Annotated in this window: 15 protein-coding genes and 1 pseudogene; 9 read left to right on the top strand and 7 right to left on the bottom strand. The window is 69.2% G+C overall.

Annotation, left to right across the window (positions count from 1 at the left end; genetic code table 11):
• The first annotated feature begins 136 nt into the window (after positions 1-136).
• The gene (locus EDD27_RS01845; RefSeq protein WP_164903434.1) at positions 137-2,575 is read left to right on the top strand and encodes a SpoIIE family protein phosphatase; all 2,439 of its coding nucleotides are present in this window, start codon (positions 137-139) and stop codon (positions 2,573-2,575) included.
• Here EDD27_RS01845 and EDD27_RS01840 read toward each other — a convergent pair.
• From EDD27_RS01840 to EDD27_RS01830, 3 genes are all read right to left on the bottom strand, one after another.
• The gene (locus EDD27_RS01840) at positions 2,565-3,500 is read right to left on the bottom strand and encodes an aldose epimerase family protein (RefSeq protein WP_127930763.1); all 936 of its coding nucleotides are present in this window, start codon (positions 3,498-3,500) and stop codon (positions 2,565-2,567) included. The genes EDD27_RS01845 and EDD27_RS01840 overlap by 11 nt on opposite strands.
• On the bottom strand, positions 3,497-4,459 hold the full coding sequence (locus EDD27_RS01835) for a LacI family DNA-binding transcriptional regulator (RefSeq protein ID WP_127930762.1): 963 nt from the start codon (positions 4,457-4,459) through the stop codon (positions 3,497-3,499). The genes EDD27_RS01840 and EDD27_RS01835 overlap by 4 nt, the downstream gene beginning before the upstream one ends.
• 272 nt (positions 4,460-4,731) lie before the next feature.
• Entirely contained in the window at positions 4,732-5,526 is a 795-nt protein-coding gene (locus EDD27_RS01830; RefSeq protein ID WP_164903433.1) for an NAD-dependent epimerase/dehydratase family protein, read from the bottom strand.
• 232 nt (positions 5,527-5,758) lie between these two features.
• Between EDD27_RS01830 and EDD27_RS01825 the strand changes: the two genes are divergently transcribed.
• The 5 genes from EDD27_RS01825 to EDD27_RS01805 all read left to right on the top strand — a co-directional run bounded on the left by EDD27_RS01825 (position 5,759) and on the right by EDD27_RS01805 (position 10,503).
• Positions 5,759-6,973 (top strand): ABC transporter substrate-binding protein, encoded by a 1,215-nt coding sequence (locus EDD27_RS01825; RefSeq protein WP_241563812.1) that lies wholly within the window; start codon positions 5,759-5,761, stop codon positions 6,971-6,973.
• Positions 6,970-7,896, top strand: a complete 927-nt coding sequence (locus EDD27_RS01820; protein WP_127930760.1) for a carbohydrate ABC transporter permease — start codon at positions 6,970-6,972, stop codon at positions 7,894-7,896. The genes EDD27_RS01825 and EDD27_RS01820 overlap by 4 nt, the downstream gene beginning before the upstream one ends.
• On the top strand, positions 7,893-8,753 hold the full coding sequence (locus EDD27_RS01815; RefSeq protein ID WP_127930759.1) for a carbohydrate ABC transporter permease: 861 nt from the start codon (positions 7,893-7,895) through the stop codon (positions 8,751-8,753). Before EDD27_RS01820 ends, EDD27_RS01815 begins: the two co-directional genes overlap by 4 nt.
• A 70-nt stretch (positions 8,754-8,823) precedes the next feature.
• The gene (locus tag EDD27_RS01810; protein ID WP_127930758.1) at positions 8,824-9,585 is read left to right on the top strand and encodes an IclR family transcriptional regulator; all 762 of its coding nucleotides are present in this window, start codon (positions 8,824-8,826) and stop codon (positions 9,583-9,585) included.
• 12 nt (positions 9,586-9,597) lie between these two features.
• The gene (locus EDD27_RS01805) at positions 9,598-10,503 is read left to right on the top strand and encodes a 5-dehydro-4-deoxyglucarate dehydratase (protein WP_127930757.1); all 906 of its coding nucleotides are present in this window, start codon (positions 9,598-9,600) and stop codon (positions 10,501-10,503) included.
• A 38-nt stretch (positions 10,504-10,541) separates the two neighbouring features.
• Here the strand turns inward: EDD27_RS01805 and EDD27_RS01800 are convergent, their stop codons facing one another.
• Positions 10,542-12,017, bottom strand: a complete 1,476-nt coding sequence (locus EDD27_RS01800) for an aldehyde dehydrogenase (NADP(+)) (protein WP_127930756.1) — start codon at positions 12,015-12,017, stop codon at positions 10,542-10,544.
• Between the two features lie 104 nt (positions 12,018-12,121).
• On the opposite strand from EDD27_RS01800, the gene EDD27_RS01795 reads away from it, so the two are divergent.
• Entirely contained in the window at positions 12,122-13,378 is a 1,257-nt protein-coding gene (locus EDD27_RS01795) for a glucarate dehydratase family protein (protein ID WP_127930755.1), read from the top strand.
• 378 nt (positions 13,379-13,756) lie between these two features.
• Positions 13,757-14,977: a hypothetical protein gene (locus tag EDD27_RS53850; protein WP_164903432.1), complete on the top strand. Its 1,221-nt coding sequence runs from the start codon at positions 13,757-13,759 to the stop codon at positions 14,975-14,977.
• A gap of 498 nt (positions 14,978-15,475) precedes the next feature.
• On the opposite strand, the gene EDD27_RS01775 is transcribed toward EDD27_RS53850, so the two are convergent.
• The 3 genes from EDD27_RS01775 to EDD27_RS57600 all read right to left on the bottom strand — a co-directional run bounded on the left by EDD27_RS01775 (position 15,476) and on the right by EDD27_RS57600 (position 18,088).
• Positions 15,476-15,955 carry a DUF402 domain-containing protein gene (locus EDD27_RS01775; protein WP_479680939.1) on the bottom strand — a complete coding sequence of 160 codons (480 nt, stop codon included), beginning with the start codon at positions 15,953-15,955 and terminating at the stop codon, positions 15,476-15,478.
• Between the two features lie 100 nt (positions 15,956-16,055).
• The gene (locus EDD27_RS01770) at positions 16,056-16,697 is read right to left on the bottom strand and encodes a response regulator (RefSeq protein WP_127930751.1); all 642 of its coding nucleotides are present in this window, start codon (positions 16,695-16,697) and stop codon (positions 16,056-16,058) included.
• Positions 16,694-18,088 carry a sensor histidine kinase gene (locus EDD27_RS57600; protein WP_206641195.1) on the bottom strand — a complete coding sequence of 465 codons (1,395 nt, stop codon included), beginning with the start codon at positions 18,086-18,088 and terminating at the stop codon, positions 16,694-16,696. Before EDD27_RS57600 ends, EDD27_RS01770 begins: the two co-directional genes overlap by 4 nt.
• 113 nt (positions 18,089-18,201) lie before the next feature.
• Here EDD27_RS57600 and EDD27_RS01755 point away from each other — a divergent pair.
• A pseudogene (locus EDD27_RS01755) lies at positions 18,202-18,843 on the top strand (ABC transporter ATP-binding protein); the annotation flags it as partial.
• Positions 18,844-18,851 lie beyond the last annotated feature (8 nt).

Genomic DNA, 18,851 nt, shown 5'->3' with positions numbered 1-18,851 from the left:
GCCTGAAATGTCGGGGGCGCGGCACCTCAGGCCCTCCTTCCGGAGGGAATCGGCTGACCCGGGGGTATCAACGCCATCAGTCTGCCACTCTGAGTGTGACCGAACTGCCACATCGAGTGATGTTCTAGGACGCAGAGTGGACACGACCCGGGTGTCGAGCACGGCCTTCGACGGGACCCCCCATGCCCCAGCACACGCACGCAAGTTCGTCCGCCAGGTGCTCGGTGAATGGCGGCTGGGCCATATGGCGGAGGATGCCGTGCTGCTGACCAGCGAACTCGTCACCAACGCCGTGGTGCACGCGGGCACCGGCATCGAGCTCACCTGCCGGCTGGACGTGGAGGCCACCCCGGCGAAGCTGGAGATCGAGGTCGACGACCACCATCCGACGAGGACCATCGAGGAGGCGGACACCACCATGCCGGTCGACACGATGCGCACCTCTGGGCGCGGGCTGGCGCTCGCGGGCATGCTGGCCGACGCCTGGGGCGTCACGTACACCAGGACCGCCAAGCGGGTCTGGGTGCGCATGGAGCTCGGCGACGGCTTCGACCGCCAGGAGGGCCTGCCCGCCGCGCTCCCCATCGCCCCGCCCGTCGAGTCCCTGCATGTCGGCGTCATCGTCTGCGACCGCGACGGGGTCGTCGAATCGTGGAACTCGGAGGCGGAGAAGCTGCTCGGGTGGCCGGCCGAGCAGGTCGTCGGCGGGCCGCTGGAGAAGCTGGTCGCCTGGCGCGGCCACGCCCCGTACGCGCTGACGCTCGCCGACACGCTCGGCCTGGGCCGTTGGCGGGGCGAGGCCCGCATGCGGCATCGCGACGGCAGGCTGGTGCCCGTCTACGTCTCGCACCTGCGGAACCGGGGTCAGCGGTCGGCGATCTGGATGGTGGTGGCCGCCGACCACCGCTATGTCCTGACGCCGCCGCCCGCGCCGATGCGCAGGGAGGCGGGGCGGCGGATCAAGGACCTGCTCGACCAGGACATGCCGTTTGCCGAGCTGCTCGACACGATCGCGCAGATCGTCCAGGTGTCCAGCGGCGGCGACGCCGCGTACGTGCTGCTCTCGGCCGACGGTGGCGACAGGTTCGGCGTGGCGGCGGGCGCCGGCGCGACGGCGGGGCTGGTGGGGGTGCTGGCCACCGGCGTGTTCGGCGCGGACCGCAAGGCGCCCACGATGATCGACGACCTGCTGGCCGAGGACGTCGAGCTGGCCGAGCAGCTGCGGGCCAGGTCGCTGGCGTGCGCGCCGCTGCTGGTGTCCGGGGAGGTGACCGGCTACATCGTGGTGACGGCCGCGCAGCCGGGGCGCTTCGACCAGGAGCTGACGGTCAGCCTGCAGCACATCGCCGACCAGGTGGCCGTGCCGGTGCAGCGGGAGCGGCTGGCGGAGGAGGACCGGGCGCATCGGGGGCGGCTGTCGTTCCTGGCCGAGGCGGGCGAGCTGCTCGCGGGGGTGCACGACGAGGAGCTGATCGCGGCGTTGACGGCGCAGCTCGTCGTACCCAAGATCGCCACCTGGGCGGCGGTCTACCTGACCGACCTGGCGGGGATGACCAGGCTCGCCCACGTCTGGCACAGCGAGGAGCGGCACAACGCCGACCTGCGCACGTTGTTGCCGGCCATCCCGCGTACCTCGCTCAACGAGGTGAGCTGGCCGATCGGCCCGGAAACCGTGTTGTCGTTCCCGCTGCTCACCCAGGGCAGGTCGCACGGCGCGCTGGTGATCGGCCGCACCGAGCCCACCCTGCCGCTGGAGCTGGCCGACCTGCTGGCGGACCTGTGCCGGTTGGTGGCCCTCAACCTGCACACGGCCATGTTGTACGCCAGACAGGCCACCACGTCACGGGTGCTGCAGCGCAGCCTGCTGCCCATGCGGGTGGCGCCCATGCCGGGCCTGGAGTCGGCGGTCGTCTACGAGCCGGCCGAGGAGGGCGCGGACGTGGGCGGCGACTTCTACGACCTGTTCACGGTGGCCGACCACTGGTGCTTCGCGCTCGGCGACGTGTGCGGCAGCGGGCCCGAGGCGGCGGCGGTCACCGGGCTGGCCAGGCACGCCGTGCGCCTGCTGGCCAAGGAGCACTACACGGTGGCCGAGATCCTCGACCGGCTCAACCAGGCGCTGCTGGAGGAGGGTGAGGACGGCAGGTTCCTCAGCCTGCTGTGCGGCGAGCTGACCCCGCTCCCCCACGGCGGCGCGCTGTGTACGGTCGCCTCGGCCGGCCATCCGCCGCCTCTGCTGCTTCGGGCGGATGGCACGGTCCAGGCGGTGGCGACGCCGCAGTTGCTCCTGGGCATCGAGGCGGACGCCAGGTTCTACGTCGAGACGTTCGAGCTGGCGCCCGAGGAGGTGCTGCTGTGCGTCACCGACGGGGTGACCGAGCGGCGCGACGGCGACCGCCTGCTCGACGACGGCGACGGGCTGGTGACGCTGCTGTCCGGGTGCACGGGGCTGAGCGCCCACGCGGTGGCCGAACGGGTGCGGCACGCGGTCGAGACGTTCGCCGCCGAGCCGTCGCAGGACGACGTCGCCCTGCTGGTGATCAAGGCCGCCCCGCTGCGGCAGGTCAGGACGTGAACCTGTAGGTCGTGGTGGAGGTGCGGCGCTCGCCCGGCCGCAGCACGGTCGAGGGGAAGTGCGGCTGGTTGGGCGAGTCGGGGTAGTGCTGCGTCTCCAGGCACAACCCCGCGAACGGCCCGTACGGCGTGGCGACGCCGTCGAGCATGCTGCCTGTGTAGAACTGCACGCCCGGCTCGGTGGTCGTGACCTCCATGGTCAGGCCGCCGGCCCTGACCTGCATGCCGCCGTCGAGGACGAAGCAGTGGTCGTAGGCGCCGTCGTAGCGCTCGGCTACGGCGTGCGGCTCGGTGAAGTCGAACGGCGTGCCCTTGACCGGCGCGAGCTCCCCGGTGGGGATCTTGTGCTCGTCCACCGGCAGGTAGTGCTCGGCCTCGATCCGCACCACGTGCTCGCGCACGTCGCCGCTGCCTGCCAGGTTGAAGTAGGAGTGGTTGGTCAGGTTGACCACGGTCGGCGCGTCGGTCTCCATCGCGTAGTCGATGCGCAGCGCGTCGTCCGCCAGCGTGTACGTGACCTGCGCGGTCAGCGTGCCCGGGTATCCCTGGTCGCCGTCGGGGCTGGTCAGCGTGAGCGTCACCGAGTCGCCGGAGCGGCCCTGAACGGTCCACACCTTGCGGTCGAAGCCTTCGGTGCCGCCGTGCAGGCTGTTGATGCCGTTGTTGATCGGGAGCCGGTGTTCGACGCCGTCGAGGGTGAAGCGGCCGTTCGCGATGCGGTTGCCGTACCTGCCGACGACCGCGCCGAAGTAGCGGCTGCGGGTCAGGTAGTCCTCGACCGAGTCAAGACCGAGCACGACGTTGCGGCCCGACACCTCCAGCGAGCGCACGATGGCTCCCAAGGTGAGCACCTCGGCACGCAGCCGTCCTGACGACAGCTCCACCTGCTCGACCTGCTCCCCCGACGGCAGCGTTCCGAAGATCATTTTTGGGCCCTTCCCGTGGACTCGCGGACGATGAGGGCGGTGTCGAGGGTCACGGTCGCGCCCTCGCCCCCCGACTGCAGCAGCAGGTCGACGGCCATCCTGCCGGCCGCCACGGCAGGCATGGCCACCGTGGTCAGCTTGGGCCGGTTGAGCCGGCCCGGGAGGATGTCGTCGAACCCGATGACACTTATCTGGTCTGGTACCCCGATCTCCATCGCGGCCAGCCCCTCGATCAGGCCAATCGCGACGAGATCGTTGTACGCCAGCACGGCGGTCGCCCCGCAGGCCGCCACGTCCGCGGCCACGGCCAGACCGCCGGCCTCCGTGGGCTGGTTGGGGCCGAAGAAGACGAGGTCGAGTCCCGGCGCCTCGGCGGCGACGCCCTGCATCTCGTTGCTGGTCCACGAGCCGATCGGGCCCGATACGAGGGCGATCCTGCGGTGGCCGAGCCCGGTCAGGTGCTCCAGGGCGAGCTTGGCGCCCTGTGCGACGTTCATGAGCACCGCGGGCATGCCCTTGATCCGGCGGTTGATCACCACGAACGGCACGTCCTCGGCCAGGCGCTCGATCATCCGGTTGGACAGGCGGGGGCTGCACAGCAGGACGCCGTCCACCTGCTTGGTGAACGTCCTGATCAGCTCCTCCTCCACCCGCGGGTCCTCGTCGGTGTCGGCCACGAACACGTGGTAATCGCGGCCTCGGGCCTGCGACTGGGCGGCCTTGATGAGCGGCGGGAAGAACGGGTTGGCGATGTCCGCCACAATGAGGCCCATGTTGAACGTGCGTCCCGTCGTGAGCGCCCTGGCCGCCCGGTTGGGGCGGTAGCCGAGGTCGTCCGCGGCGGCCATCACGCGACTCCTGGTGGCAGGATTGACCAGGTGCGGCGCGGAGAAGGTGCGGGACACGGTGGACACGTGGACGCCGCAGGCGCGCGCCACGTCTTTGATCGTCGCCGCCATCGCCGTCCTCCCTTGCAAACGGTTGCCAGAATAAACCTTGACGTTTGCCGGTCGTGCCGTCAAGGTTTCTGCAACCGGTTGCTACGGCACCGGATGTGACCCCGCACCGTCGCCCCGCGCACCTCCGTTCCTACACCGCCACGCTCGACCCAGGTGCTCCGAAGTGAGCCGCCGGGGCACTTGGACAGCGGGCCATCGCACACGGGCGGCCAAACGGCCGGCCGGCGCGCACGGTGGGCGGCGGGCGGCGGGCGGCGGGCGGCGGGCGGCGGTTACCAGGATCCGCCCAGCTCCTTGAGCGTGAAGACGCCGCCGGCGCGATCGTGGATCGGGTCCGTCAGATCCGGCTCGCCGTGTTCGGCGATCAGCGCCGCCGCGTACGACTCCGAGTCGTCCCGCGAGACGTACCCGATGGATTTGGCCTCCTCCAGCGACCACCACCGCCGCGCGTTGTCCGAGACCCCCCAGACGACGTGGTAACCGGGCGCGACCAGCGCGGCCTCGACGAGACGGGCCAGGTCGTCGGGCGAGATCCAGGTGGCCAGCCCGCGCGTGTCGAGCGACCCCTCGTTGCAGGTCCCGAGCCGGACGACGGTGATGTCCATCCCGAACCGATCGTGGTAGAGGCTGCCCAGCGCCTCCATGACGACCTTGCTGACCCCGTAGTAGGTGTCGGGCCGCGGGAAGGCGTAGTCAGGCAGGTCCTCGCCGCCGGCCGGCCGGGTGTGGAAGCCGGCCGCGTGATGGCTGCCCATGAGCACGAGATGCTGGACGCCCTCCTCGCGCGCCGCCTCCAGCAGCACGTGCATGCCGTTGATGTTGGCGTGCACGATGTCCTCCCAGGGATGCTCCCGGCTCTGGCCGCCCAGGTGGAGCACCGCGTCCACGCCCTTCATCGCCTCGGCCATGGCGGCCGGGTCGGCGAGGTCGGCCGTCACCCATTCCTCGCCCGGGCCGGTCTCGACCGGGTGGAGGTCGGAAAGCCGCAGGATGCGGCCCTCGCGGGCGAGCCGCGGGCGGAGCAGCGTGCCGACTTTCCCAGCGGCACCGGTCATGAGAATGCGCATGCATCTATGGTGTACACGATTCTGACCGAAATTCACATCCTTGAATATTGACCGTGATGCATGCGTGTAGTTACGTTCACACCCACGAGTTCAAAAACCGGACTCATGTCCACGTATGTGAACGGGAGGCGGTCTGATGTCACGTCGTTTGCTCGGGGCCGCGATCATCGCGTCCCTGGCCGTAACGCTGACAGGCTGCGGTTCCGGGGGATCATCAGGTTCAGACGACACATTGGAGATCTGGATCAGGCAGGCGCCCGATTCGGACTCCGCCAAGACGGCGAAGAAGCTCGCTGACGCGTTCACGCAGGCCAGCGGTGTCAAGACGAAAGTCGTGGCCCTCTTCGACGATTTCGAGACCAAACTCAACCAGCAGGCGGCGCAGAAGCAACTTCCCGACATCGTCATCAACGACACCGCCCAACTCGGCAACATGCAGTCGCAGGGTTGGTTAAGAGAGGTCGACAAGGCCTCGCTGGCCGGCGGCGACAAGCTGTCGGACCGGGCTTGGTCGGCTGCCACCGGCAGCGACGGCAAGATCTACGCCGCCCCCTTCTCGGCACAGGCGTTCGCGCTGATCGTCCGCAAGGACTGGCGTGAGAAGGTGGGCATGCAGCCGCCGGCTACCTGGGAGGACCTGGCCAAGCTGGCCACCGCCTTCACCCAGAAGGACCCCGACGGCAACGGCCAGGCTGACACCGCCGGCTTCGTCATCCCGGCCGGCACCAAGCGCGGCTACGCCTCCTGGTACGCCTCCTCGCTGATCTACGCCAACGGCGCCGACTTCCTCAAGGCCGCCGGCCCGGGCAAGTACACGGCCACCGCCAACGACCCCAAGTTCGTCGAGGCCGTCCAGTACCTGCAGGACCAGTTCTGCAAGTCCAAGACCGTCAACCCCGGCGCGGTCAGCAACGACACGACCGTCACGCACGAGGTGTTCGAGAAGGGCCAGGGCGGCATCTACCTGGTCGGCCCGTACGTGCTGGCCCGTTTCGTCAAGAGCGTCGGCACCGACAAGATCGAGGTCCTGCCCGTGCCCAAGGGCCCGGCGGGCGGCCCCGGCACCCTCGGCGAGGGCGAGAACGTCTACATGATGGTCGGCTCGTCAATGGAGGACGCCCAGAAGAAATTCGCCGAGTACGCGATCTCCCCCGAAGGCCAGAAGATCGGCATGAACAAGGACGCCAACGGCGCCATCGTCCGCCTGCCGGTCAACACCACCGTGGACATGGCCGCCGAGCGGCAGGACCCGCGCTGGAAGGTGTTCCAGGAATCGTACGAATTCGCGGTGTACGCCCCACCTGTGCCGAACTGGGCGCCCATCCGCCAGACCTCCGCCGACGCCATCAACACGGTCTGGGCTGACTGCACGGCCGACGTGAAGACGGCGATGGACGGGCTCAACACCAAGCTCACCCAGGAACTGCAGAGCCAGAAAGCATCATGACGTCGACCCTCACCCGGGCCGGGGCTCGGACGGCGCCCCCGCGCCACCGCACCAAAATGGTGCGGTGGCGGGGGCCGCTGATCGCCTGGCTGTTCCTGGCGCCGGCGTTGCTGCTGTTCCTGTACTTCAAGTTCATCCCGATGGGCCTGGGCCTGTGGAAGAGCTTCCACGAGGTCCACTACATCACTGACACGTGGGTGGGCTGGGACAACTACAAGACGATCCTCACCGACGACGCGTTCGGCGCCGCGATCTGGCACAGCATCGTGCTGGCGCTCGGCACCACGGTCGGCTCGATCGTGCTCGGGCTGGGGTTCGCGCTGCTCATCGAGGGCCCGGCCAGGTATCTGTGGTTCGTCAGGACCGCGGCGTTCCTGCCCGTGGTGACCACGATGGCGGCCGTGGCCGAGGTGTGGCGGATCATGTTCCACCCGGCCGACAGCGGCATGCTCAACACGATCATCGGCTGGGTGGGCATCGATCCACAGCCGTGGCTGGCCAGCGAGAACTCCTCACTCTGGTCGATCATGCTGATGAGCATCTGGCGCGGCACCCCGTACGACATGATGATCTTCCTCGCCGGGCTGGTCGGCGTGGACCGCACGCTCTACGAGGCGGCGGCCGTGGACGGCGCCTCGACGTGGCGGCGGCTGCGGCACATCACGCTGCCGGCGCTGCGGCCGGTGTTCTGGATCCTGTTCACGCTGGCCGCGATCCGCGGGCTGCGGGTGTTCGTCGAGGTGTACGTGTTGACGAACGGCGGCCCGAACGGGTCGTCCGAGGTGCTGATGACCTTGATCTACAAGCTCGGGTTCCAGTCGAACGAGCTGGGCGTCGCCTCGGCGGGCGGGATCGTGTTGTTCCTGGCCACGCTGACGCTCACCGTGGTCGTGCAGTTGTTGCGCAGGAGGCAGGCGGCATGAGGTTCGACAGCGCTCTGGGATGGGAGTCGCGCAGGGGACCTGTGGCCATCACCGGAAAGGTCATCGTTTATGGCCTCATGGTGATTGTTTTCACCGGGCCTCTGGTCGGGTTGCTGATGAGCGCGTTCAGCAAGACCCTCGACCCGACGTCGTTCTCGTTGTGGCCGGACGAGTTCACGCTGGAGAATTTCGTCCAGGCCAAGGACAAGAACGTCTACCTCTACCTGCTCAACTCGTTCATCGTCGTGGGCTTCGGGCTGCTGCTGCAGATGCTGGTGAGCGTCTTCGCGGCGTACTCGCTGGCCCGCAAGAAGTTCCGCGGCATGACGTTCGTGATGTTGCTGATGCTCGCCACGATGATGCTCCCCGAGGAGATCATCGCGATCCCCCTGTCACTCGTCCTGGCCGACATGCCGGTGTTCCACGCCAACCTCATCGGCACGTACGCCGGGATGATCCTCCCGGTCGGGGCCTGGGGCTTCTCGATCCTGGTCATGACCGAGTTCATGAAGGAGGTGCCGGTCGAGCTGGAGGAGGCCGCGCGCATCGACGGCGCCGGCGAGCTGCGGATCTTCGCCACGATCATCGTGCCGCTGTGCCGTCCCGCGCTCGGCGTGATCGGCGTCTTCGGGTTCACGATGATCTGGGACCAGTACCTGCTCCCGTTGATCGTCGCGCCCCAGTCGGACATGTGGACGCTGCCCATCGCGCTGCGCTCGCTCCGCTCGGACGAGGAGGTCGGGATCGGCGTGCTGCTCGCGGCCTCGCTGCTGGCGCTGCTGCCGTCGATCATCGCGTTCCTGGCGTTCCAGCGGCAGTTCATGCGCGGTCTGACAAGTGGCGCGGTCAAGGGTTAAGCGTCCATGTATCTGGACGCTATCCCATATCCTGGATCTTTGAAGCCGCAGGGCACGAGATGGGATAAGCATGGAGCCCCAGCTGGTCAAGTCCGCCGAGCGGACGGTACGCATCCTGGAAGTCCTGGCCGAGTCGCACGACACCTTGACGCTGTCGGAGCTCCAGCAGCGCACCGGGTTCCCGCGCAGCAGCCTGCACGCCCTCATGCGCACGCTGGTCGAGCTCAACTGGGTCGAGACCGACTCCGGCAGGTCCGCGTTCGGGATCGGGCCGCACGCGTTGCTGACCGGCACCGCGTACCTGGACAAGGATCCCGCGCTGCCGTTCGCGCAGGAGATGCTGGAGGACCTGCGGGACGAGATCGGGCGTACCGTGCACTTCGCCCGCAGGGACGGCGCGCACGTGCTCTACCTGGCGACGCGGGAGTCGCGCGAGGCCGCGCACGTGATCCCCAGGGTGGGCCGGCGGCTGCCCGCCCACGTCACGGCGCTCGGCCAGGTGCTGCTCGCCCAGCTCACCGACGACGAGGTCGTGGCGCTGCTGCCCGAGCCGCTGACCGCACTCACCGAGCACACGATCACGGACCTGGCCAAACTCACCGACGAGCTGGACCAGGTCCGCACCCGGGGCTGGTCCTACGAACGCGAGCAGGGCACGCCCGGCGTCGCCTGCGTGGCCGTGGCGGTCGACTACCGCATCCCGGCCACGGACGCGATCAGCTGCTCGATGCCCGCCGGGCTACCGCCCGCCGACGTCGAGCGGATCACCGAAGCGGTGATCAAACACACCCGCAAGCTGGCTGCCACTCTGCGCAGGGAGGGCATCCGCTAGAAAGGACTGTTGATGCGGCTAGATGGTGTTCTCTTCTTTCCGGTGACCCCCTTCGGGGCCGATGGGGAGCTGGCCGAACCGGTGCTCGCCCGGCACGTCGCCGACGGGGTCGCGGCCGGAGCCGGAGGAGTGTTCACCGCGTGCGGCACCGGTGAGTTCAACGCCCTCGATCTCGGTGAATACAGCCGGGCGGTGGCGACGGCCGTCGCCGCCACCGAGGGCCGCGTCCCCGTCTTCGCCGGGGCCGGCGGCGCGTTGCCCACCGCCAAGGCGATCGCCCGCGCCGCTGCCGCTCAGGGCGCCGACGGGCTCTTGCTGATGCCTCCCTACCTGGTCACCGGTCCTGCCTCCGGGCTGGTGCGGTACGTGCGGGAGGTGGCCGAGTCCGTCGGGCTGCCGATCATCATCTATCAGCGGGGCACCGCGCGCTTCACGCCCGAGGCGGTGGTGTCGCTGGCCCAGCTGCCCAACGTCGTGGGCTTCAAGGACGGGCTCGGGGACTTCGACCTGCTGCAGCGCATCATCCTGACCGTACGGCAGTCCACCGGCAAGGAGTTCACCTTCTTCAACGGGCTGCCGACCGCCGAGTTCACCGTGCCCGCGTACCGGGGGATCGGCGTGAGCCTGTATTCGAGCGCGGTGTTCGCGTTCGCGCCCGAGATCGCGCTCACCTTCCACAAGGCCGTGACCGGCGGGGACGAGGTGCTGGTGCAGCGGCTGCTGACCGGGTTCTACCTGCCGCTGGTGGAGCTGCGGGACCTCGTGCCCGGTTATGCGGTCTCGCTGGTGAAGGCGGGGGTGCGGCTGCGCGGGCTGGACGTCGGGGGTGTGCGGGCGCCGCTGGTCGATCCGGCGCCCGAGCACCTCGCGGCACTGGAGCAGATCATCGCCACGGGAATGGAGATCGCCGGGGCGTGACACATGCCCACGGGGGCGGCCCTGCGGCCGCCTCCGGCTCAGCTCCCCTGGACGAGTCGCCCGTCGACGCGTCGCGGAATGGAGAGCGGATTGTCGTCCTTCAGCTCGTCCGGCAGCAGTCCCTCCGGCCAGTCCTGGTACGCGGTCGGCGCCAGCCACCGGTCGATGGCCGTGGTGCCGACGGACGTGGCCGTCGTGGTGGCGGCAGGCCAGGGGCCGCCGTGCTGCATCGCCCAGCACACGGCCACACCGGTCGGCCAGCCGTTCCAGATGAGCCGGCCGGCCTTCCTCCTGAGCACGTCCACGAGGTCGCCGGCCTCGTCGAGCTCGGTGCCGTGGATGGTGGCCGTCAGGGAGCCGTCGAGCCGCTCGATCACGGGACCCAGATCGGAAATTTCCCGGTATGTCACCACGATCGAGGCGGGCCCGAAGCACTCCTCGCCGATCTCCGGCAACTTCCCGGCGAACGTGTCCAGATCCGTGGCGAACACCTTCGGCGTGACCGCCCAGCTGCCCTCACCCGGCTTGCCCTCGGCCAGCAGCTGCAGCTCACCGAGCCGCTCCACCCCGCCCAGGTATCCGTCCCTGATCCGCTCGGCCAGCATGGGGCCGCCGCTGGTCCCCTCGACGGCCTGCACCAAGGCCTTGCGCAGCTCGTCGCTCTCGGGCACGAACATGAGCCCGGGGTTCGTGCAGAACTGCCCGACCCCCAACGTCAGCGACCCCGCGAAGCCGGTGGCCACCCCCTCCACCGGCGCCGACGGCAACACGACCACAGGGTTGACGCTGCCCAGCTCGCCGAAGAACGGGATCGGCACCTCGCGCTCGTCGATCAGCTTCTGGATCGCCTTCCCGCCGGCCACGGAACCGGTGAACCCGGCAGCGACCACCGAAGGGTGCTTCACCAGGTCGATGCCCGCCTGCATGCCCTGCACGAGCCCCAGCAGGTCCGGGTACGGCAGCGCGTTCCGCACGATCTTCGCCACCCGCTCGGAGGTGTTCGGATGCCCGGGATGCGCCTTGACGACCACCGGGCAGCCCGCGGCCAGCGCGGAGGCGGTGTCGCCGCCGGCCACGGAGAACGCGAACGGGAAGTTGCTGGCAGAGAACACGGCGACGACGCCGGGCAGCGGGTGCTTCATGCGCCGCACGTCGGGACGGGGCGGGGTGAGCGACGGGTCGGCGTGGTCGATGATGGCCTCGACGTACGCACCGTCCCTGAGGACCTGGGCGAAGAGCCTGAACTGCCCGGCCGTGCGGGCCACCTCGCCGCGCAGGCGTACCTCGCCGAGCGCGGTCTCCTCGTCGGCGAGCTGCCACAGCTCGTCCACGTGCGCGGCCAGGGCGTCGGCGACCGCCTCGAGCGCGAGCGCGCGCTCGGCCGCGGGCGTCGACCGCCAGGCCTGGCCCGCCGCGGCCGCGGCGGAAACGATCATGTCGACCCCGGCGCTGTCGGTCTCTTGCAGGGCGGCGCCCACGGTCTCGCCGGTCCTGGGGTCGTGTCCGTAGATCATCGAATGGCCCTTCGGAGTCTTGACACTTCTTCAGCCTGATTCTTACAGTTTTGGCAACTTGTCCACAAATCTGGCTCTTGTTCACATATATGGACGGCGGTCGTATGATCATCAGGGAGATCCGCGTCACACCCGTTGCCTTCCGGGATCCACCCCTTCTGAACGCCGCCGGGGTCCACGAGCCGTGGGCCCTCCGTACCATTGTCGAGGTCGTCACGGACGAGGGCCTGACCGGCCTCGGTGAGACGTACGGCGATCTCGAGCACCTCGGCAAGGTACGCGAGTGCGCGCAGGCCTTGGTCGGGCTCGACGTGCACGCCGTGAACACGATGTACGCCAGGATCGGGGCGATCGTCGGCGACGTGGTGACCGACCTGCACGGCCTGACCGGCGCCGCCACCAAGGAGAAGAGCGTGGACCGGGTCTTCGCCGCCTTCGAGGTGGCCTGCCTGGACATTCGCGGCAAGGCGGCCGGCGTGCCGGTCGTCGACCTGCTCGGCGGCCGGGTCAGGGACGCGGTGCCGTACAGCGCGTACCTCTTCTACAAGTGGGCCGGCCACCCGGGCGAGGAGCCGGACAGGTTCGGCGCGGCGCTGGACGAGGCGGGCGTTGTCGAGCAGGCCGCGCTCCTGGTCAAGGAGTACGGCTTCAAGTCGATCAAGCTCAAGGGCGGTGTCTTCCCGCCCGATCAGGAGATCGCCGCGATCAAGGCCCTGCACGAGGCGTTCCCCGGCGTGCCGCTCCGCCTGGACCCCAACGCCGCCTGGTCCGTCGAGACCTCGATCCGCGTCGGCCGCGAACTCGAAGGAACCCTCCAGTACCTGGAGGACCCCACCCCCGGCATTCCCGGCATGTCCGAGGTCGCCGCCGCCGTCCCCATGCCCCTCGCCACGAACATGTGCGTGGTCACGCCCGAGCACCTGCCGCCGGCCATCGCCTCCCGCGCGATCGGCGTCCTCCTCCTGGACCACCACTACTGGGGCGGCCTCGTACGTTCCTCCCACGTCGCCGCTCTCTGCGACACGTTCGGGCTGTCGCTGTCCATGCACTCCAACTCCCACCTCGGGATCAGCCTGGCCGCCATGACCCACCTGGCCGCCGCCACCCCGAACCTCACCTTCGCCTGCGACACCCACACCCCGTGGCAGGACGGGCAAGACGTGGTCGTGCCGGGCAGCCTCCGCTTCACCGACGGCGCCGTCCCCGTCCCCGCCGGTCCCGGCCTGGGCGTCGAGCTCGACCGGGACGCGCTGGCCCGCATGCACGAGCAGTACCAGACGTGCGGGGTCGTGGCGCGCGACGACACGACGTACATGCAGCGCTTCGAACCCGGCTTCACGGCGAAGAGGGCGCGCTGGTGACCATGCGTGACCGCGTCCCACATCCCCATTCGAGGACGTCCACGCGCTGGGCCGCCCGGCCACGTCCACCCACCAAGCCGGCCCGCCAACGTCCACGGACCTGGCCGCCGCTCATCCCCACATTCGCCAACGTCCACGGACCCGGCCGCCGCTCATCCCCACATTCGCCAACGTCCACGGACCCGGCCGCCGCTCATCCCCACATTCGCCAACGTCCACGGACCCGGCCGCCGCTCATCCCCAATGGCGGACGTCCACACGCCCGGCCGGCCTTCGGCGTCATCCCTCCGCTGAACACCGCCGAACCCTGATCCTTCCCCCTGAGCCCTTTCCGACGACCGCCACGCCTCGCCCATCCACCAGCAGGAGACCGCTCCAATGAACATCGCCTACGTCTACCCCTGGGACGTCGTCGGCGACCCTTCCGCCCCCGAGCGGCTGGCCGCGCTGGGTGTGGACGCGGTCGCCCTGGCCGCTAGTTACCACTCCACCCGTGCCGCCACCCCGTACCATCCGGCCCATCGCGTCCTGGACGTGCCCTATCCGGCCTTCTACCTCCCGGTACGCCCGTCCGCCTGGGGCCGCCTCGTCCCGGCCACCCCCGCGTGGACCCCCGCCGACGCCTACCTCCAGGCCAGGGACGCTCTGAAGGCCGTTGGCCTCCAAGTCCACGCCTGGACCGTCCTCACCCACAACTCCCACCTGGGCACCGCCAACCCGGACCTGGTCGTACGCAACGCCTTCGGCGACCCGTACCCGTACGCACTGTGCCCGGCCCACGAGGACGTCATCGAGTACTGCGACCGTCTCGTCCAGGAGATCCTGACCGTCGGCGAGCCGGACGGCCTGATCCTGGAAGCCTGTGGACCGCTGGGGTTCGGCCACCAAAGCGTCCATGAGAAGACCTCCGGAGCCGACTGGACCTCCGTGGACGCGGACCTCCTGTCTCTGTGCTTCTGCGCAGCCTGCGCCCCCCGCTACCCCGAACCCACGATGGCCCGCGTCCGCGCGGCGATAGACCACACCCCAGCGCCCCACACGGGGACCGGGACCCGGACCGGGACCGGGACCACCACCGACACAGGCACGGGCACCGGCTCGGGCACCGGCCCGGGAAGCGCATCAGCCCTCCACCCCACCACCGTCGAGGAGGCCCTCGGCCCGTTGGCGGACGAGGTCCGCACCATCCGCGTCGGCCTGTCCACCTCCCTCCGGGAACGTCTGATCGCCGTATCCAGGAGGACCGCCCCGAACGTCCCGATCACTCTGCACGCCAACCCGGACCCGTGGGCAGCCGGCGCCTTCGCCGCACTCCCCGCAGGCGAGCAGGGAGCAGACGTGCTGGTGGCCAATTGCTGGGGCGACCCGGCCACGGATGCCGCCCGTCTCACCCGTCTGACTGAGCTGTCCCAGGCGGGCCAGCGAGTAGGCGCCTACGTCCTGGCCCTCCCTCCCCGCCCCGCCGACCCCGCGGTCCTGGCCGACCACCTCAGGACGTACGCGAAGGCGGGCGCGACGGAATTCCACCTGTACCACGCGGGTCTCGCCTCCCGAGAACGCCTGACCGCCCTCAAGGAGGCCCTCCGCCAGGCCACGTAGCGCGGGCGTACTGGGAACCGCCCCGCCTTGAGCCCCGCCACGAACGCGGGGCTCAACAACTCCTACACGCGCTCTGCCCCCAGCAAGCGATCGAGAGCGATCGCCGTGGAGCCGCCGGTCGTGCAGTTAGCGCAGCATGGGCCCGACCCGCCGATCCTGAAGATCGCGCGCCGCATGGCCTCGACCCGCCGATCCTGAAGATCGCGCGCCGCATGGCCTCGACCCGCCGGTCCTGCAGATCGCGCGCCGCATGGCCTCGATTGCGTCACGCGGAGCCGCCGAGTTGACGCGCTCGTTCGTCCAGCGCCGCACGCCCGCAATGCCGTCGCCGAGCACCAGCGGCACCACCAACGGGGCCGGGTGTGATTTTCTCCTCCGCCCCACGCATATCACCGACTAGGACAAGACCACATGCCCCGGTCCGGACCATCTTGTCCGGGAGAGGAAAACCACCCCCAGTGGGGATATGGTTCCACTCACTCATCGAGCCCGCGCGGCCTAGGTCACCATCGCGAGCCACTCCAGATGCACTCCCCCGAACGGCTCCTTCCGCTCCCCCACCGCATCAAGCAACCACCGCGCACTCCCCTCCGCCTGCGTGATCAACTCAGGCGGATACCCGAGCAACATCTGATGCTCGGCGAACTCGTCCTCGTCATCGACAAATAGCCGCCCATCCGGCGTCCGAATGACATCGAGGTCGAGATCGAGCATGGTCACTTCGCCGTCGCTCCACTCGGGAACGGTAGTGACATCGACGTAAATGTCCATCCAATGCGGCTGCAAGTAGAACGCCGCCGTCCACCAGGCATCTCGGGGAAACAACATGACCGCAGTCGCCTCCCAAGTGATAGGCGGGGCCTCCCCCTTCCGAGCCAAGGTCCCCCTGGGCACAACCGCCCAAACCCCATGCTCGTCCTCACCAAGAAGCCGAGCTGGATGATTCCAATGCAACGCCCCGCCGTACTTGCGATACACGATCCGTACGTCACTCACAGAAGGAATTTATCCACCGCGACACCCGGCAAGCCCTCGAGTGATCAACGGCGGCAGCACTGGGAAGCCCGCTCCCACCGCCTTACCTGGCAGCGGAAACCAACCCGCTCTCATATGCGGCAATGACGAGTTGCGCCCGATCCCGCGCCTCCAGCTTGGCCAGCAACCGGGTGATATGCGTCTTCACTGTGGCCATGCCGACCTGAAGATGATCGGCGATCTCATGATTGGACAACCCCCGCGCGATCAACGTCAACACCTCCCGCTCCCGCTCGGTCACCCCATCCAGCCCTTTGACCCGCGGCACAGCAGGAGTACGCGCGAACTGCTCGATCAGCCTGCGCGTCACCGTAGGCGCCAGCAACGCCTCCCCGCCCGCGACCACCCGAATGGCCGCCAGCAGATCAGCCGGCGGCGTGTCCTTCAGCAAGAAGCCACTGGCCCCGGCCCGCAACGCATCGTAGACATACGCGTCCAGGTCGAACATGGTCACTACGAGAACCCGGGAGACGTCCTTGATGCGCCGAGTCGCCTCGATCCCATCCATCTCCGGCATGCGCACGTCCATGAGCACCACATCAGGACGCTGCTCCATCGCAACGGACACCGCCTCCACGCCAGTGGCGGCCTCGCCCACCACGGTCAGACCGGGCTCGGAGTCCACCAGCACCCTGAAACTCCCTCGGAGCAACGCCTGATCGTCGGCGATGACCACCCGGATCACGCACCCTCCCCGTAGGGCAACGTGGCCAAGACCCGGAACCCACGTCCAGGGAGCCGTCCGGCCTCGAACGTCCCGCCGTACACCGTGACCCGCTCCCGCATCCCGATCAGCCCATGCCCATCCCCTTCCTCCGCCGGCAACGTACGCCGCCCCGGCCCGTCATCGATCACTTCGATCCGCACGTCCCTCCCATCAGCGACAACGGACACCCGGCAGCGAGCAGGCGAGGCGTGCTTGACGACATTGGTCAGCGCCTCCTGGACAATCCGATAAACCGCCAGCTCCACCCCCTCAGGCAACCGGACCCGTCTTACCTCGGACCCCGGCGCCCCGCCTCCGTCGTAGACATGACCCGCGCGGGCGTGGGCATCTCCCGCGCCTTGTCCATCTCCAGCCCGACCGCCGCCACGCCCCTCCACTCCCACGCCATCCGCGATCCGGCCACCGTCACGCACTCCCACCCCCACGCCATCCCCAGCCCGACCGCCGCCACGCCCCTCCACTCCCCTTCCACCCGCGACCCGGCCACCGTCGCGCTCTTCCATCCGGAGCTCGAACTGCACCTCCACCCCTGCCAAGCGGGTCCGCTGCACCAAGCCCTCCAACCCCCCAAGTCCCGGCGCCGGCCCCAGATCAGGCACCTCAGCAGACCTCAGCACGCCCAGCAGATGCCGCATTTCGACCAACGCGCTCCTGCTGGCGGTCTCGATCACCCGCAGTGCATCGTGCGCCTCCTCCGGCCTGGTCGCCATCACGTGGTTGGCCACGCCCGCCTTGACCGCGATCAAACCGACGCTGTGGGTGACGACGTCGTGAAGCTCCCGTGCGATGCGTAACCGCTCATCCGTCACCGCCTGGGCCGCCAGCCGCTCGGCGTCACGCGCAGCAAACCCCCTCCGTTCGTGCACAGCCCGCCCGATTGTCCAAGCGCTGCCCATCGCCGCGATGCCCATGAGCGGCTGATCGAGGTTCAGGAGCCACTCCGGTGCGTGCTGCCGCGGCGCGCCTGCCACGGCGAGCCCCACGATGGTGAGCAGGCTCAACGTCCCTATGGCGGATACAGGAAGCAAGGTGCCGGCACGGTTGGTCAGAGCAACCACGTAGAGGGCATACGCAGGTGCGAAGTACGGGAACCCGACGGCACCGATCAGCCCGGCGAAGATCGCGAGCACCAACGTGAGGAAGAAGACCGACAGCGGCCACAGCCTCCGCGCAGCCAGCGGTAACCCCAGGGCGAAGGGAAGGGCAATCCTCATCCAGGGCGGCAGCGCCGTCGCGTTGGCCGTCGATGTGAAGAACACGAAGGCGGTCACCAGTCCCGCCACCAGATCGAGCAGGATCAGCTGGCCGCGGCTCAGGCGCCTGGCGAAGAAGGGGTGGGTCTCGTCCACGCGTTGAACCGTAGCCGCTGGCATGGCCTCCGCTCGTCAACCCACGGTCTGACCTTGAAGTTCGAACCCTGGTCCGACGCGCCCTCGGCCCGCCGCACCGCATGCTTGACGCCGTGATCGAACTCCATCACCTCACCAAGCGCTACCGCGACACGCTCGCCGTGGACGACCTGTCCTTCACGGTCGAGCCCGGCCACGTCACCGGCTTCCTCGGCCCCAACGGCGCAGGCAAGTCCACCACGATGCGCCTGATCCTGGGCCTCGACGCCCCGACCTCCGGCCAGGCACTGGTCAACGGCCGCCGCTACACATCGCTCAGCAGACCGATGCACGAGGTCGGCGCGCTGCTGGACGCCGGCGCCGTCCACGGTGGCCGCAGCGCCTACAACCACCTGCTCTGCCTGGCCCGCACCAACGACATCAGCGCCACGCGCGTGGCCGCGGTGCTGGAGCAAGTCGGCCTCTCAGGCGTGGCACGCAAACGCGTTGGCGGCTTTTCGCTTGGCATGAAGCAACGGCTCGGCATCGCCGCCACGTTACTCGGCGACCCTGGCGTGCTCATGTTCGACGAGCCCGTCAACGGGCTGGACCCCGACGGCGTGCGGTGGATCCGCGACCTCATGCGTTCCCTCGCCGCCGAGGGCCGCACGATCCTCCTCTCCAGCCACTTGATGAGCGAGATGGCACTCACCGCCGAGCGCATCGTCATCATCGGCCGCGGCAAGCTCATCGCCGAGGCCACCGTCGCCGAGTTGACCGCGCG

The organism is Nonomuraea polychroma (assembly GCF_004011505.1).
GTDB lineage: Bacteria > Actinomycetota > Actinomycetes > Streptosporangiales > Streptosporangiaceae > Nonomuraea > Nonomuraea polychroma.
This window is presented reverse-complemented; position numbering and strand designations above follow the sequence as displayed.